10 protein-coding genes are annotated in these 16,885 nt (G+C 34.3%); all 10 read right to left on the bottom strand.

What is annotated here, in order from left to right; all coding sequences use genetic code 11:
- Positions 1-51 precede the first annotated feature (51 nt).
- The 10 genes from yidC to ACFS3A_RS02315 all read right to left on the bottom strand — a co-directional run bounded on the left by yidC (position 52) and on the right by ACFS3A_RS02315 (position 16,656).
- Positions 52-1,965: a membrane protein insertase YidC gene (gene yidC, locus ACFS3A_RS02360; protein ID WP_379823724.1), complete on the bottom strand. Its 1,914-nt coding sequence runs from the start codon at positions 1,963-1,965 to the stop codon at positions 52-54.
- Between the two features lie 78 nt (positions 1,966-2,043).
- Complete coding sequence (locus ACFS3A_RS02355) at positions 2,044-3,657, bottom strand: CTP synthase (RefSeq protein WP_109192574.1); 1,614 nt, start codon at positions 3,655-3,657, stop codon at positions 2,044-2,046.
- A 223-nt stretch (positions 3,658-3,880) separates the two neighbouring features.
- Positions 3,881-4,111, bottom strand: coding sequence for a DUF3820 family protein (locus ACFS3A_RS02350; RefSeq protein WP_008462478.1), 231 nt, complete (start codon positions 4,109-4,111; stop codon positions 3,881-3,883).
- Positions 4,112-4,429: 318 nt separating this feature from the next.
- Positions 4,430-6,358 carry a glucosamine-6-phosphate deaminase gene (gene nagB / locus ACFS3A_RS02345; protein ID WP_179007424.1) on the bottom strand — a complete coding sequence of 643 codons (1,929 nt, stop codon included), beginning with the start codon at positions 6,356-6,358 and terminating at the stop codon, positions 4,430-4,432.
- A gap of 549 nt (positions 6,359-6,907) precedes the next feature.
- Positions 6,908-8,284: a Gfo/Idh/MocA family protein gene (locus tag ACFS3A_RS02340; RefSeq protein ID WP_379823723.1), complete on the bottom strand. Its 1,377-nt coding sequence runs from the start codon at positions 8,282-8,284 to the stop codon at positions 6,908-6,910.
- A gap of 56 nt (positions 8,285-8,340) precedes the next feature.
- A complete protein-coding gene (locus tag ACFS3A_RS02335) occupies positions 8,341-9,438 on the bottom strand; it encodes an acyltransferase family protein (RefSeq protein WP_379823722.1) in 1,098 nt (365 codons plus the stop codon).
- 157 nt (positions 9,439-9,595) lie between these two features.
- Positions 9,596-10,471 carry a PKD domain-containing protein gene (locus ACFS3A_RS02330; RefSeq protein WP_379823721.1) on the bottom strand — a complete coding sequence of 292 codons (876 nt, stop codon included), beginning with the start codon at positions 10,469-10,471 and terminating at the stop codon, positions 9,596-9,598.
- Positions 10,472-10,498: 27 nt separating this feature from the next.
- Positions 10,499-11,824 carry a DUF4832 domain-containing protein gene (locus ACFS3A_RS02325; protein ID WP_379823720.1) on the bottom strand — a complete coding sequence of 442 codons (1,326 nt, stop codon included), beginning with the start codon at positions 11,822-11,824 and terminating at the stop codon, positions 10,499-10,501.
- Positions 11,825-11,927: 103 nt separating this feature from the next.
- Positions 11,928-13,400, bottom strand: a complete 1,473-nt coding sequence (locus ACFS3A_RS02320; protein WP_379823719.1) for a RagB/SusD family nutrient uptake outer membrane protein — start codon at positions 13,398-13,400, stop codon at positions 11,928-11,930.
- Between the two features lie 10 nt (positions 13,401-13,410).
- The gene (locus tag ACFS3A_RS02315) at positions 13,411-16,656 is read right to left on the bottom strand and encodes a SusC/RagA family TonB-linked outer membrane protein (protein ID WP_379823718.1); all 3,246 of its coding nucleotides are present in this window, start codon (positions 16,654-16,656) and stop codon (positions 13,411-13,413) included.
- Positions 16,657-16,885 lie beyond the last annotated feature (229 nt).

Here is a 16,885-nt window from a genome sequence, read left to right as displayed (position 1 = left end):
ATTATACTGGCAAAAAAAAATCCCGATAAATCGAGATTTTTTTATTTAGAATTATTTCTTTTTATTTTGAGCTTTTGCAGCTTCCTGTTGTTCCATTACTTCCTGAAGACGTTGTTGAAACTTACCTGGTTTCTTAGGTTCTCTCAGTTTGTTTTCCTGAATCTGAGCATGAATTTTCTCGCTGTCAACGATGTAATTTTTAATAACAAACATAATTCCGATTGTAATTAAGTTCGAAATAAAGTTATACAAACTCAAACCAGCACCATAACTATTGAAGAAAATCAACATCATTAATGGCGAAACATAAATCATGATTTTCATCATTTTAGCCATATCCGGCATACCTTCCTGTTGAGGAGCTGCCATTTGCTGATCTCCTGAAGTCATTTTCATGTAGAAGAAAATCGCGATTGCCGCCAAAATTGGAAACAAACTGATATGATCTCCGTACAATGGAATATTAAATGGCAATTTCACAACTGAGTCAAAAGAAGATAAATCGTCTGCCCAAAGGAAACTTTTTTGTCTTAATTCAAACGCTGCAGGGAAAAACTGGAATGAAGCATACATAAACGGAAGCTGAATCAATGCTGGAATACATCCTGCCATTGGGTTAACCCCTGCTTTGTTGTACAACTTCATGGTTTCCTGTTGTTTCTTCATTGGGTCTTTTTTGAATTTTTCTCCCAACTCTGCAATATCAGGTCTTAAAACTTTCATTTTAGCCTGAGACAAGAATGATTTATATGTAATTGGCGACATGGCCAATTTGATAATTATCGTAAAAATAATAATCGCAATTCCTAAAGACAATCCAATAGTTGAGCTTAAGAAACCGAATAATGGAATAAAGATAAATTTGTTAATCCATCCAAAAATTCCCCATCCTAACGGAATGATTTTATCAAAATTTTTATCGTAAGCTTTTAATGTTTTATAATCTACAGGACCCATGTACAAATTCATTTTGTAATCGATCTCTCCATTTGTAAACGCCAAAGGTAAATTTGCTCTAAACTGTTTTGTAAAAACAGTATCGATTTTTTCATCTTTAACTAAATCATCAGACTGTAATTTTGAAGTCTCAAACGATTTTTCTGTAGACAAAATCGTAGCAAAGAAATGCTGTTTAAAAGCCACATAACTAACTTTAGCAGGCGTTTCTTCTTTCCCTTGTCCGTGCTGACTTACATTATTATATTTTGACTCTTCATATTTATAATCGACCTGAGCAAAACGATTCTCATAAGAAACACTTTTCTCGTTTCTGTATGTTTTTAAATCCCATTGCAAATCAACTGGCTTAGCCGAATTTAAAACTCTGTTCAAACCTTGAGAACGAATATCAAAACCAACTAAATAATCATTTGGTCTCAAAATATATTTGTACTCTAAAAACTCATTTGCGCCAGCTTTCAAACGCATAGATAAAACCTGGTCTGAACCAATTTTTTCTAATGTTGGTTCAAAATACAAATCTTTAGAATTTAATGTTCTGTTGTCTGTAGTAAGAAGCTGTAAATTTAAGTTAGAGTTGTTGTTTTTAATTAACTCAACTAACTGTCCGGAACCTTTTTTAAACTTTTCAAATTCTTTTAGAGTAGCTTCAACAATATAACCACCTTTATTAGCGATTTTAAGTTTAAGCTTTTCGTTTTCGATTGTAGTAAAAGTTTCTTTTGCAGAAGGAAGCGTTGCAGAATAAGCAAATCCTCCTAAAGTTTTTTGCAATTGAGCCAGCTGCAATGTATCTCCGGGAGTTACAGCTACAGCAGGTAAAGATGCAGTTTTAGCCTTTTCAGCTTTTGCTTGTGCTTCTTGTTTAGCAACTAATTCTTTCTTGGCTTTTTCAGCAGCAATTTCTTTCTCAGAAGGTTGATTTTGATAAAAAATCCAAATCAAGATTCCGAATATCAATACAAAACCAATGATCGAATTGAGGTCTAATTTTTTTTCTTCCATTATTTTTAAAAAAAGTTATTCGTTTGAGGATATTAGTAATTAGTTTAATTTAAAAGTTACACCTCTTAGAATGAATTATTATTTTTTATGCGCATTTACTGCAGCTGCCACAAAGTTTACAAAAATCGGATGCGGATTGGCAACCGTACTTTTGTACTCCGGATGGTATTGAACACCAATAAAGAATGGGTGGTTTTCTAATTCTACGATTTCCACCAAACCTGTATCAGGGTTAACACCAGAAGCTTTTAAACCAGCTTTTTGCAGTTCATCTGCATATTTATTATTATACTCATAACGGTGACGGTGACGCTCCGAAATAGTTTTTTCTCCGTAAATTTTATAGGCTAAAGTATCTGGTTTAATATCACATTTCCATGCACCCAAACGCATTGTTCCACCTTTATCGGTTACGTTTTTCTGCTCTTCCATTAAATTCACAACAGGATGAGGCGTTTTATCGTTCATCTCTGTAGAATTCGCTTCTTTATAACCTAAAATATTTCTGGAATATTCGATAACAGACATCTGCATTCCTAAACAAATTCCGAAGAAAGGAATATTGTTTTCACGTACAAAACGAACTGCTTCAATTTTTCCTTCAATACCTCTCTCACCAAAACCAGGAGCAACTAAAACTCCGTCAAGAGTTCCTAATTTCTCTTCCACATTCTCTGCATTAATATGCTCTGAATGAATTGAAATAACGTTTACTTTAGTTTCATTTGCAGCTCCTGCATGAATGAACGCCTCTAAAATAGATTTGTAACAATCCTGCATTTCTACATATTTTCCAACCAAACCAATGTTTACAGTTTGTTTTGGACTTTTTAATCTTTTCAAGAAAGTATTCCAGTTTTTAAGATCTGGAGATGCTTTTTTAGGTAAATCCAATTTCTTTAAAGCCACAACATCTAATCCTTCTTCAAGCATTAAATTTGGCACTTCATATATAGTAGAAGCATCGATTGACTGAATAACCGCTTCTTTTTTAACATTACAGAATAAAGCTAATTTCTGGCGTAATTCCTGAGACAATTCATGCTCCGTTCTACAAACCAAAATATCTGCTTTAATACCACTTTCCATTAAAGTTTTAACAGAGTGCTGTGTTGGTTTTGTTTTCAACTCACCAGCAGCAGCCAAATAAGGAACTAAAGTTAAATGAATAACGATTCCGTTATTTTCTCCCAACTCCCAAACTAACTGACGAACAGATTCTATATAAGGTAAAGATTCGATATCACCTACAGTTCCACCAATTTCAGTAATTACAATATCATAATCGCCAGATTTTCCCAGCAATTGCATTCTGTCTTTAATTTCGTTTGTGATATGAGGAACAACCTGAACTGTTTTTCCTAAAAATTCTCCTCTTCTTTCTTTTTCAATAACCGAAAGATAAACTCTTCCTGTAGTAACATTATTAGCCTGAGAAGTAGGAACATTCAAGAAACGCTCGTAGTGTCCTAAGTCTAAGTCAGTTTCAGCTCCATCATCTGTCACATAACATTCTCCGTGCTCATAAGGATTCAAAGTTCCCGGGTCAACGTTAATGTATGGATCAAATTTCTGAATAGTTGTACGGTATCCTCTTCCTTGTAACAATTTTGCCAAAGATGCCGCGATAATCCCTTTTCCTAATGAAGAGGTCACACCTCCTGTAACAAAAATATATTTTGTTTGATTCATTCTGTTGTTGTTTGTAAGTAGTTGTGTAAAAAACTTGGCAAAAGTACAAATTTAATTAGACAATTTATCAATTCCAGAATGAGATAATTTTTTAAATTTTAGAGTTCTTTTAATTTAAATGAAGGTTTTAAGTTTTGACTTTATAAAACGAAAGAATTTTATGATTTTAGCTAAAAATTCGCAATTAATAATCCATAACCTTAACAATTTAAAAATACTTTTTTTAAGGCTTTGGATATTGTTTTTTGATATTTCGAATCAACTCTTCCAAGCCATTCAATTTCAATTCATAAATCAATTGCAACTGCTGGCCAAGCTCTCCTTTTGGAAAACCTTTATTATGATACCAAACCACGTAATATTCAGGTAAATCAATTAAATATTTTCCTTCGTACTTACCGAATGGCATTTTGGTGTGGGCTAATTTTATGAGTTGTTTTTTGTCCTGATCCATTTTTTTAAGAGAAAAGAAGCTAGAATATAGAAAATAGACTTCTGCACTTGCTTCGCTATGCAAAGCTATTACTTATTTTTCTTTTGCCACAGATTAAAAAATAGTTTTCAGTCTCGGTCACAGTTTACAGTTTACAACAAAAATGCAGACATAGACTGAAAAACTTAGAACCTCAGAATCTTAGCATCTAAAAAAAAAGAAGCAAGAAAAAAGAAAATATTTCATTCCTTCTTCCTGCTTCAAAAATATTTTTAAAGTTTGCAGTCGCAGATTTCAATTACAGTTAAAACTGAAAACTGATACTGTAAACTGAGACTTTTAATAATGCCATCTCACGAAAGCTTCCATTGCTGCATAAGTTGCCAAACCTAACTGATGGTACAATTGAGCTGTTTCGCGGTTTCTGTCTTCTGCTCTCTGCCAGAACTCTCTTGCATCTGTTCCTTGGAAAACCACTCCATCTTTTTGAGACTGGTGTTTGAAGATTCCATGACGTTTTGCTAAAACCTGATCAGGACTCATTGGAACCGCCATTTCAACTTCGTCAATTCCCCATTCCTGCCAAGCTCCACGGTACAACCATAACCAGCAGTCGTTCATGAATTCTTTTGGTTTTAAAACTTTTACAGCTTCAAAAATAGCGTCTAAACAAACTTTGTGTGTTCCGTGTGGATCTGCTAAATCTCCAGCAGCATAAATTTGGTGTGGTTTAATTTTTTCAATTAAATCAACAGTCAACTGGATATCTTCTGGTCCAATTGGTTTTTTCTCGATTGTTCCTGTTTCATAGAAAGGCAATTCCATAAAGTGAATTTGAGAATCCGGAAGACCAACAAAATAACTTGTCGCTCTCGCTTCTCCTTTTCTAATTAAACCTTTGATATAACGAACTTCAGGAATATCAATTTCGCTGTTCTTTTTGTTCTGTAAAAATGCTTCTGCTTTTTTGTAGATATTATCCGCTTCTTCGCTTTTGATTCCGAATTTCTCGTTGTAATCAATTACGAATCTTGCAAAACGAAGTGCTTCATCATCAGCAACTGCAATATTTCCGGATGTTTGGTAAGCAACGTGTACTTCATGTCCCTGCTCTTGCAAACGCATGAAAGTTCCTCCCATACTGATAATATCATCATCAGGGTGCGGACTAAAAAGCAATACACGTTTTTTAGCCGGTTCTGCTCTTTCAGGTCGATTAGAATCATCAGAATTTGGTTTTCCACCTGGCCAACCTGTGATCGTATTTTGTAATTTATTAAAAATCTTAATATTAGTATCGTAAGCCGGACCAGAATCTGCTAACAAATCGCTCATACCGTTTTCGATATAATCTGCATCTGTAAGCATTAAAATTGGTTTTTTAAGATCTAATGCTAATCCTAAAACTGCTTTACGAGTTAATTTGTCTGTCCAAACAATTTTTTCAACCAACCAAGGTTTATTGATTCTTGTTAACTTAGAAGAAGCTTCTTTATCTAAAATAAAAACGGCATTGTTATGCTCTTGCAAAAATGACGCAGGAACTCTATTGGTAACTTCATCCTCAACCGATTTTTTTACAATATTTGCTTTTCCTTCTCCCCAAGCCAATAAGATTACTCTTTTAGCTTCCATGATTTTTTTAACCCCAAGTGTAATAGCAGTTCTTGGTGTATTATTTAAACCGTAGAAATCTTTGCTTGCTGCAACTCTTGTAATATGGTCTAATGCCACCAAACGAGTTTTAGAGTTCTGAAGCGAACCCGATTCGTTAAAGCCAATATGTCCGTTACCTCCAATTCCCAGAACCTGCAAATCGATGCCGCCTAAAGCTTCAATTTTAGCTTCGTATTCGTGGCAGTAGTCTGCAATTTGTTCTTTTGTCAAAAGTCCGTCTGGGACGTGAGCGTTTTCAGGTAAAATATCGACATGATCAAACAAAAGTTCTTTCATAAAACGAACATAACTGTTGATTGAATTTGGTTCCATTGGATAATATTCATCCAGATTAAAACTAATTACGTTTTTGAAACTCAAACCTTCTTCCTTATGCAGACGCACTAATTCAGCATATAAACCTTTTGGAGAAGAACCTGTCGCCAAACCTAAAATACAAGGCTTGCCTTCTTTTTGTTTTTCTTTAATTAAAGCTGCGATTTCCTGCGCTACTTCTTTTGAAGCTTCTGTTGAGTTTTCAAAAACAACTGTGTTAATGTTTTCGAATCGTTTTTCGAAACCTGTTGCTTTGTCGATTTTACTTTTTAACATGGTATATTTTTTTAAAATTTATTTTCTTATTCTTAAGTTGGATAACATAACTAAAAAAAGCAACAATGATTTTTTTGCAACACAGTGCATTTTTTTTGCAAATATCTGCATTTTTATTGCAACACAAAAATAAAATAGTAAGTTTTATTTATTTTTAACTAAGTAGCAGCTTTTTGTTAATGTTCTGAAGTTTTCTAATACAAAATGGGTATCTTTCGGTCAGAATTTCATAATTCAATAATAAAAACAGGCTATGAGAGTAAAACCTTTCTCTATATTTATAGCATTCTTTCAAAGAAAATCTAGTTTACTTTTAGAACATTCTAAACACTTAAATATAAAATTATTTTTAATAACATGTATAAAAAAAATTAACAGATCAACTTTCTAACGATTCATTTTCAAATAATTAATATTCATAAAAACCAAAACTACTAAGTCTAATCTACTAATCTGCATTAAAATTGCATCCAAAAAAATCTCCTGTACAAAAACAGGAGATTTTTAAGGCTAACAAAAAATAACTAAACACGAATCCAAATAACTTTTTTATCTAGAAAATTCTACCGTTTTAAGTTTTTGCCATGCTCCTCTTGTAAAATCAGGAATTTCAACAGGAGCTGAATTGTTATCTAAAGAAATCTCTGTTAATGGACTTAAACAAGACCATTCAGCCAAATCATAAACATCCATATCCAACGGAAGCCCTCTTTGTAGACAGTAAAACATTCTGTAATCCATAATAAAATCCATACCGCCATGACCACCTACTTTTTTAGCCATTTCTTCTATATCTTTTACAATCGGATTTTTATATTTTTCCATTAAAATCTTTTTAACGTCTTCCGATACAAATTCTTCAGCATTAAGATTTTGATAATTTTTAGAAATTTCCGCTCCAACCTCTTTTGCATCAATTGCATAACCTTCAACCGGATATTTATTAGCAAACCCTTTTGTTCCGGACAATTGATACATCCTGCTATAAGGTCTCGGACTTGTAACATCATGCTGAATTTGAATTGTTTTCCCCATTTCGGTGCGAATCATCGTCATGGTATGATCTCCATTTCTAAAATCAGTAACCACTTCTCCTGTTTTTTCTTTAATAAAAGCTGGGTTTCCAACTGCTTTAGTATCCATCGAAACCAAGAAATTCATTTTATCTCCTCTGTGAATATTCAATGCCAAACAAGCCGGCCCCATTCCATGAGTTGGATAAATATCTCCTCTGTGTTTGCGATTGTACTCCATGCGCCAATTATTCCAGTAATTTCCCCAATACGGCTGCAATCCGTGGATGTAAGAACCTTCCGCATGAAGAATTTCACCAAAAACACCTTGTTGCGCCATATTTAAAGTCGTCAATTCAAAAAAATCATAAACACAATTTTCAAGCATCATACAGTGTTTTCTGGTTTTCTCAGAAGTATCGATGATATCCCAGATTTCTTTCATAGTCAAAGCACCTGGGACTTCCACGGCAACATGTTTTCCGTCTTTCATAGCCTGAACTGCGATATTGGCATGATGTTTCCAATCGGTTACAATATAAACCAGATCTACATTGTCCAGCTTTGTTACTTTTTTCCAGGCATCTTCCCCAAAAAATTCCTGCGCTTTTGGTGCGCCAAGCTTTATCAGAGTATCGTTTGCTGCTTTTGTTCTTTCTTCCATCATATCACACAGAGCTACAATTTCTACTCCCGGAATATGCGGAATACGCTCTACAGCTCCAGTACCGCGCATTCCCAGACCAATAACTGCTACTCGCACATGCGGGATTGCTGGTGTTGCGAGACGTAAAACATCTGTTTGTCCTTTGTCTCTTTTGGGTGCTTTAGTTTTTATAAGCTGCGCCGAAATATCGCAAACTTTTAATAACAAAAAAGCTAATAGCAAAAATCTTAAACTTGAACTTTTCATTTTTTTTTCTTTTAATAATATAATATTTTGATAATTATTTATAGCTGATGCTTGTATTAAACTTTTACATAGGTTTTGTTTTTGTGCATATACCAAAGTATAAAATAAAGAATTGCAAATCCTGCTAAATCACAAAACGCATCGTAATACGCTCCTGTAAACTGCTCAAAACCAAAGAAAATCTGTTTGGCTATAGCTGAGAAATTAAAAACATGAGAACCAACATAAGCAGCAATAGCATTTAAACCAATAACACGAAACGGATAAGCCCATTTTTTATACCCCTTCACATCCACAAGCCAATAAAATAATGCTAATAAAACAAAGCTGATTCCTGATGAAAAAATTACAAACGAACTTGTCCATATTTTTTTTATAATAGGATGCCACAAACCAATAAGCAATGAAATGCCTATTCCGAAAACTCCAATTACTGCTAAATACAAAGCTATTTTAGGCCTTGGATTTGAAGACAGCAGCAACTCTCCGGCAAATAATCCTGATAAGGTTGTTGCCGTAAATCCTAATCCTGTCAATAGCCACGAATATTGTGTCTGATCATAAAATCGACCCAAAACCTGCTGATCTATATAAATGGGAAGATTTTTATTTGGAAGCAATTCAAAATGATGTCCAAGGAAATCTGGAATAGATAGCAGTACGGCATATAAAACAAGACATGAGGCAAAAAATACATATCTTCCTTTTTGTGAAAAATTGAGATACGCAATACATGAAAACAAATAACCGACCGCAATGGCCTGTAATGTATTACTGAAAACGTGAAACTTCGAAATATCTAAAAACAATAAATTCCCCTGCACAATCCATCCAAGAATAAATAAAATTATGAATCGCTTTAAAATGTGAGCATATAATGTAAATTTTGAACCTGATTCGATACTTCTATTTCCTAATGAAAACGGAATTACAACTCCAACAACAAATAGAAACAAAGGCATAATAACATCATACAAATGAAAACCAATCCATTCCGGATGCTCAAACTGATCAGCTAAGGCTTTTGTAAAATTGGTTTGAGCCGCTGCATGTAAATTATAAAAAAATCGATCTGCAACAATGATCATTAACAGATCAAATCCTCGCAATACATCTATAGACATTAATCGATTATTGGCAATAACTTTAGTCATTTCTTCTTTTTTCTATTTTATAATAATCCCGATATTTTTTAATAACCGGGATTATAAAATTATATAAACTCGATAGCTCATGCCATTAGACTCAAACAATTAATCTTCAAAAAACGCTTCATCCAATGGCACGTTTTGACCGGCTATCGATGACAAACTACAATTGCAATGTAGAGAACTTAGGGCCTTCAGGGAAATTGGCTACAAGACCCCATCCTGCATTCATTTCGGTAATGGCAATACCAATTGAACTCCCTAAAGTTCCTAATTGTGATTTTGGAATACTAAATTCAATCGCATTGGTAGTTGATGAAAGACTTACAATTCCAGATGATTTCAAGTTAACTCCAGAACCTACTTGTTGCCCCCAGCCCCAACCGCCATTTGGATCGGTATGTTTATAGAAATCGCCCCAGCCACCAGTTACAACGGGGCCTTCGAACAAAAATTCCGCTCCAGAACCCTGAGGCCAATTGCTGTGTAAGAATCCCGTCTGGGTATTACCATCAGTATTGATATACATATCTACCAATTCCATCAGCATTTTTTTGTTTCCTTCTAAATACACATTAACATTTGGACCACCTGCCCAGATTTTGATTTTTTGAATAGAACCATTTCCTGAAGTATTTTCATCTGTCACAGCAACATCATCCCAATCCGTAAATTTTCCATCAATTTTAATATCAATAATGATAATTCTTGGTGCTGTAATGATTTTAGTAATAAAGGCTTCTTCTCCTTTATCGTTTGTAACAGTTAAAGAAACTCTTATTTCACCTCCAATTTTATAAGTGTAAATAGGATCTTTTTCAGCAGATGTATAATATAAATCCCCGAAATCCCATCTATACTTTGTACCGTTTGTTGAAAGATTGGTAAAGGTAAATGTGCTTCCATCATTTGTAAATGAAAAATCTGCAGTTGGTTTTGTTGCTGAATCCTCTGATGACGAACCATCACTTGAGCAAGCTGTCAGCAATAACACGACAATTAGCGATGTTATATATTGGGTTAATTTTATTTTTTTCATGGTTTTGAATTTAAATGTTTTGAATAACTATTTAATAATAACCGTTTGTGATAATTTATTGAATCCTGTCGCTGCTTCCCATGTTCCTGTATTTGCAAAACGAATGCAGTAATCAGGTCGGTCTTCCAGTTTAGAAGAACTGTCTTCTATTTTTAAAAGCAATTCATAAGTTCCCGCTGGAACTCCTGACAAACTCACTGACTCTTTTAAATCGAATGTTACTTTTGGAACTACTTTTCTAACATCGAAGTTTAATTTTTTCTTGTATAGAGTTCCTCCAGTTGTTGCCCTCAAGATTAAGAAAGCATTTTTTGAATTATAAACTGGTGCAAAACCAGAATTGTTTATCAAAGCATTAAACTCCAGTGAAGAATTTAGCGCAACCTCTTTTTTGATGCTTGAAGAAGCTACTGAAAGTCTGTACCCTAATTTTCTCTCAAAATCGGCAAAACAGTTATTGTTTCTCCATTCTTGCAAAACAGGACCGTAATAATCCAGATTTAAATACGTCCATTTTAAAAGCGTCATTTCTTTTTCTGCAATACTACAGCTGGCTGTAGGCACATCTGTTGGTGGACAGGTTTCTCCTCCTGTTGGTACATAAAGCGCTTCATTGCTTATATATGTTTTATCAGCAGTAACATTTGTATATGTTCCATAATCGTCAACACTTGCCATAAAACAGTCGTTATGAAAACCTAAGCGAGCTGTATTTGACGTTCCATAACCAACTGTTGCGTCCATTGCTGTTGTTGTAGCAACAAAATCCTGTTTTATTTTTGGCGTTCTTACCTGAATTTTCACTTCTTTTGGAAAAGACTCTAGAAGTTTATCCAGAATCAGTTTTTTATTTGCCGGCGTAGTAAGCTGATTGGTTGTGTAATACCATTCTCCCCAAGCTCCCACAAATCCCGCCTGTACAAAAGCAATTACATCTTTATTTTCTTCCAGAATAGGTTTCAGCTGATCTAAATGTCCAGATATTACGGCAACAGAAGCATCTGAACCATCCTGTGCATCAGTATATGCAAAACGTAAAACACATTTAAAACCAGCTTCTCTCAAACGAGTAAAATCAGTTTTAATAAGATCTAATTGTGTTTGGCTTAAAGGAGTCGTTTTAAATTTTTCCAGATAATACAAACGCAGAATAAGACTCACATTTTCCTTCTTTAAATTATTCAAAGAGGCCGCAGTGATTGCTGCTCCTTCAGAATTTACCTGCCAGGTATGCATAAACCCTCGTTCCGGATTTGTAAAAACCTCGTTAGAAACAGCGTACGTAACCTTTTCTAGTCCGTTTGCTTGTCCTCCATCATTTTTGTCGCCATCACTTTGGCAGCTTGATACCATGTTTAGGAGAAGACAAAATAGCAATAGTAAGTTTTTCATTTTTTTTATAATTAAATTATCTGATTTCATTTTATACTTTCACAAAAAGTGATAACCTTCTAAATTAATTATATCCAGGATTCTGAATAAATTTACCTTTACCTTCACTTATTCTATCCAATGAAAAAGGAAATAATGCTTTATAAGGAGCGCTTTGACTCGCTGCTCCATTTAAGGCGAGAGCGTGTTCTGTAAATTTTCCGTGTCGGATTAAATCTGAACGGTATTGTCCGTTTTCACACCAGTATTCATGTGATCTTTCTAAGAGAATAATATCGTTAAATTTAGATAGTGTCGCATAATCTGCTAATTGTATTTCGCTGATTTTAGCTCTTCTTCTTACGATATTTACTAAATCAATAGCTTCTTGTGTTGGAGTTCCTGTTTTATTCACTATTGCTTCTGCTCTTGATAGTAAGACATCAGCATAACGATACACAATAATATCTACAGTTGTTAGAGCTGTTGTTCTGGCAGCATCCGGATCAATTTTTAACGGAATTGGTCCTAATTGCATATAATTAGCTGGATTTGCCCTATTGTACGTTACGCCATCTGTTCCTGTAAATTCAGCAATAAGTGCATTTTTACGAATATCTGTTGCCTCAAAAGAATCATAAAACGTCCATGAACTCTGAATAGTTCCATAACCGCCACGCCCTGGAAAGTTAGCCGGCAATACCATTAATTGCCATTGATTTTCACTAGTTCCTGCATAATCTGCCGGTACTGCCCAAATTACTTCTTTACTATCCACAGGAGCTTTAATATCCCATAATCCCACATAATTTTCTTCTAAACCATAATAATTCATTGCCATAATTGCTGCAGCTTGTTCTTCAACCTCTGCCCATCTTTTTTCATGCAGATATAATCTTATCAAAACCATTCTGGCCATACCATTACTAAATCTTCCATAAGCTGTTTCGCCTGGCGCTTTTAAATCTGCTGCTGCGTCTTTCAGATCATTTTCAATAAAACTTACCATTTCAGCATTTGAAAGTCTTGCCAATGGTTCTTCTTTTAATGGATTTTTAAGTAAGTCCAGAGGTGCTACCACTAATGGACCGTATAAATCAAAAAGTTCGTAGGCCAATAGTCCGCGTGCACATTTAATTTCGGCGATTGCTTGTTTTTTAATTAACTCATTTACATTTGATGACTGAATTCTGTCAATACTTAAAGTCATACCACTGATCTTATTGTAAAACACATCATAAAAACGCGTAAAGGCAGTAGAAGTAGCTTTATAACTGTGCAAAGATGCTTCCTGTTGCACTCCATAAGGCCCTTGAAGAATTTCGGTTGTTGCATCTAACATAAACATTAACCCATTTTCGGAAGTCGTATGAATTCCGTTTCCATAAGAACCTCTAAGCGGATAATATGCTGAAGCCACTATCGCCTGAATATCAGCTTCCGAGCTAGGAAAAATACTCGGATTAATTTCATCGTAATTTATAGACTCTAAATCGTTGCTGCATCCTGAGAATACAAGCATCAATGTTACTATTATATAACTTTTAAAATTTTTCATATCTTTTATATTAGAACTTAAGATCAATTCCTACTGTGTATGTTTTTACATTTGGATATGCTGCTGCGTAACCATCTGTTTCAGGATCAATACCATCATATTTGGTAATCGTAAAAAGGTTTTGTCCATCTAATCGAACAGCAGCTCCCTGCATATATTTCCCAAACCATTTTTTTGGAAGATTATAACTTAATGATACATTTTGTAAACGAACAAATGATGCATCTTGCAGGAAGAAATCTCCTGAACCATATTGTGTATATCCAAAATGTGAACCTGGTCGCGTATTTGTTGGGTTGTCTGGTGTCCATCTATTGTATACATTTCGCACAGCATTTCTTCCGTTTTGTGCCACTCCTACTGCAGTTACACCGTAAGCAAAATCAGTCTGATCTACAATTTTTCGTCCAAACATTCCATTAAACTGAAAATTCAATTGGAAATTTTTCCACGTAATTGTATTGTTTAAACCTGCTACAAAATCAGGGTCAGATGATCCAAGTAAAACAGTATCAGCTTCGTCTATTTTTCCATCCGGAGCACCAGTTCTTAAGAATCTTCCATTTTCGTCTGTTACAGGATTTCCTGCTGCATCTCTAACAAAACCATTTAAATCTTTAATTTTAATTTGTCCCGGATATAAATCAGGCTGCGCTGGAACAACTTCTCCAATCTGCATTACACCATCAGCAATTTGACTGTATTGTGCACGAACCGGATCATTATATCCCATGTAAACTGAAGGCTTCCAATCTGGCGCTCTTTCTTTCCAATTTGTTCTAAACTGTGAATAAGTAAAAGTTGTTCTCCATTTGAGATCAGGACGGTCAATATTTAAGGTGCTTAAAGTAAGCTCAATCCCCTTACTTTGTGTACTTCCAATATTTGCCCAAACGGTATTTATTTCTTGATAACTGTTAATAGGTTTTACAGTCAGCAAATCTGAAATTACTCTGTCATATAATTCAAATGAACCTGAAACTCTTCTATTAAACAACTCAAAATCAACACCTAAATTTTTCTCTGTTGTAGTTTCCCATTTTAGGTCAGGATTTTCAAGTCTTGAAGGAAATACACCAATTAATATTGATTCATCTGGATTTAAATAAGCCGGCTGTGCATAGAAAGCTCCAAAAGCACTTCCTCCAATTGATGCATTACCTGTTTGTCCGTATCCAAATCTAATTTTAAACTGCGACACATATTTATCTATCGATTTCATGAATGATTCCTGAGAAACATCCCATCCAACGGCAACAGAAGGAAATAATCCATATTTATTGTTCTTTGCAAATACACTCGCACCATCACGACGAATTGTTGAAGTCAACATGTATTTATCTTTATACGAATAATTAAATCTTGTGAAATAAGAAATAAAATTGTTTTCAGATTTTGAAGAAGAGGTAACTTTTGTCCCTGCACCAGCATTCATATTATTCCATAAAAAAGCATCTGTAATAAAATTGCTGTTTCCTAAAGTTGCTGCTTCTGTTCTATAGGTCTGTTGTGAGTAACCTACCATTAAACCAAAAGTATTGTCTTCCATTAATTTTGTAGTATAGTTTAATGTGAAGTCAAATAAATCATCATTCTTTTCTTGAGAATTAATAGTAGCCTTACCATTTTCTAATGCTCCATATAAAGTAGTTCTTGGCAAATAAGTGCTTCTCTTTGAATTCCCCTGATCAAAACCTGCCTGGAATCTTGCTGTAAGACCTTTAATTGGTTTTATTTCGGCGTAGAAATTTGTTAATGTTCGATCAATGACACCTTCATCAGAAATTGTCAAAAGTGAATATGGATTAGGTTCTAAAGCATTGTCCGGGTTTATTGGATAATTACCCAATTCATCAATCGCTAAAACTTCAGGGCTTTGTTGTATAGCAGATCTTATAATTCCTGAGTTTTCATACTGATCTCCTCCTAATTGTGAATTTTGATTTTTGATTCGGCTTTTAGTCATATTCATCCCAACATTGATATAATCAGTTAATTTCTGATCCAAGTTAAAGTGAAAAGTCGTTCTCTTTAAACCTGAGTTTTTAATAACTCCATCCTGATTGAATAAGTTACCTGATAAAAAATACTTGGTCGATTTTGTTCCTCCGCGAAGTGATAAGTTGTTTTGCTCAATTACACCATTTCTTGTAACTAATCCAAGCCAATCTGTTCCTTTTCCAGCATTTCTAATTTGTTCATCTGAATAAATTCTTTTATACGGAATCCCATTTACCGGAGCTGCATTTGCTTCTTCTAAGGTTTTTGATGAATATGGATAAACTTTATTTATAAATTCCCAATTTTCTTTTGCCGCATCATTTCTTAACTGCATCCATTCTTTCAAATCAAGGACTTCATAACTATTGTTGTATTTTTGATAGGAATATGAACCAGAATAGTCAACTCTAACATCACCTTCATTTCCTTTTTTAGTTGTAATCAAGATAACACCATTTGCTGCTCTGGCTCCATAAATTGCTGTTGAACTTGCATCTTTTAAAACTTCTATAGACTCAATATCATTTGGGTTAAAGGAATTTAAAATACTCTGCGTTCCACCGTCATAACGGTTACCCGTTCCTGGTTGCTCTAAATTTGTAACTGGAAACCCATCAATAACAATTAACGGATCGTTGCTTGCGTTTATAGAGCCTGCACCACGAATTTGAATATTAAATCCACCTCCTGGTTGTGCACTATTTTGAGAAATCTGTAAACCAGCTACTTTACCTTGAAGTCCAGTTAGTACAGAAGGCGCAGATGATAACACTAAAGCATCTGATTTAACAGAAGAAATAGCTCCTAATACATTCTTCTTTTTCTGTGTTCCATACCCTACAATCACAATCTCGTTAAGGCTATTTGATGAAGGCACCATTGAAACCTTTAGATTAGTGGCATTGGCAATAGCAACTTCTTTTGTTTCATATCCTACATAAGAAAATAATAATGCTTCCGTTGTAGAAGAAACTACAATGGTAAAGGTTCCGTCAAAATCAGTTGTAGTTCCTTTTGGAGATCCTTTTGGCACAATTGTAACACCAATCATTGGCTGTCCCAATTCATCTAAAACCACTCCTTTGATAGTAATATCTGCTTCTGATTTTTTATTCTCTATTGCTAATTTTTCGCTGCTGTCTGTAAAAGACGCTGCATTTACTTTTAATGCCGCTATCAAGAAAAAGACAGTGAGTAATGTCCTTAATTTTATATCCTGATAATTACAGCATAATAACTTGTTACTTTTTTTCATATTATTCTGGTTAGTTTAAATGGTTAATGTAAAAAGCATACTTTGAGTAATTCTAAATTGGTTAAGCTATAATCGAACTCAAAGTGAAATAATTTGTCATGTTTTTTTTGATTTCATAATTCTTCTGTTTTTGTTTTTTGTTTGATTTTTTTTATTGATGTTTTTTTTTGTTTTCCCTCCACTAAAACCCATCTCTTTTGAAGTGACTTTTTTTCTGAATTCCAGCCTC

The sequence above is a fragment of the Flavobacterium notoginsengisoli genome, assembly GCF_042686225.1.
Taxonomy (GTDB): Bacteria; Bacteroidota; Bacteroidia; order Flavobacteriales; family Flavobacteriaceae; genus Flavobacterium; species Flavobacterium notoginsengisoli.
Note: the sequence above shows the minus strand (reverse complement) of the source record. Positions and strands in the feature narration are given on the sequence as shown.

Coding starts and splice junctions, on each gene's coding strand:
- ACFS3A_RS02320 (WP_379823719.1), bottom strand. CDS start 13,400: ATGAAAAATTTTAAAAGTTATATAATAGTAACATTGATGCTTGTATTC.
- ACFS3A_RS02355 (WP_109192574.1), bottom strand. CDS start 3,657: ATGAATCAAACAAAATATATTTTTGTTACAGGAGGTGTGACCTCTTCA.
- yidC (WP_379823724.1), bottom strand. CDS start 1,965: ATGGAAGAAAAAAAATTAGACCTCAATTCGATCATTGGTTTTGTATTG.
- nagB (WP_179007424.1), bottom strand. CDS start 6,358: ATGTTAAAAAGTAAAATCGACAAAGCAACAGGTTTCGAAAAACGATTC.
- ACFS3A_RS02350 (WP_008462478.1), bottom strand. CDS start 4,111: ATGGATCAGGACAAAAAACAACTCATAAAATTAGCCCACACCAAAATG.
- ACFS3A_RS02325 (WP_379823720.1), bottom strand. CDS start 11,824: ATGGTATCAAGCTGCCAAAGTGATGGCGACAAAAATGATGGAGGACAA.
- ACFS3A_RS02315 (WP_379823718.1), bottom strand. CDS start 16,656: ATGAAAAAAAGTAACAAGTTATTATGCTGTAATTATCAGGATATAAAA.
- ACFS3A_RS02330 (WP_379823721.1), bottom strand. CDS start 10,471: ATGAAAAAAATAAAATTAACCCAATATATAACATCGCTAATTGTCGTG.
- ACFS3A_RS02335 (WP_379823722.1), bottom strand. CDS start 9,438: ATGACTAAAGTTATTGCCAATAATCGATTAATGTCTATAGATGTATTG.
- ACFS3A_RS02340 (WP_379823723.1), bottom strand. CDS start 8,284: ATGAAAAGTTCAAGTTTAAGATTTTTGCTATTAGCTTTTTTGTTATTA.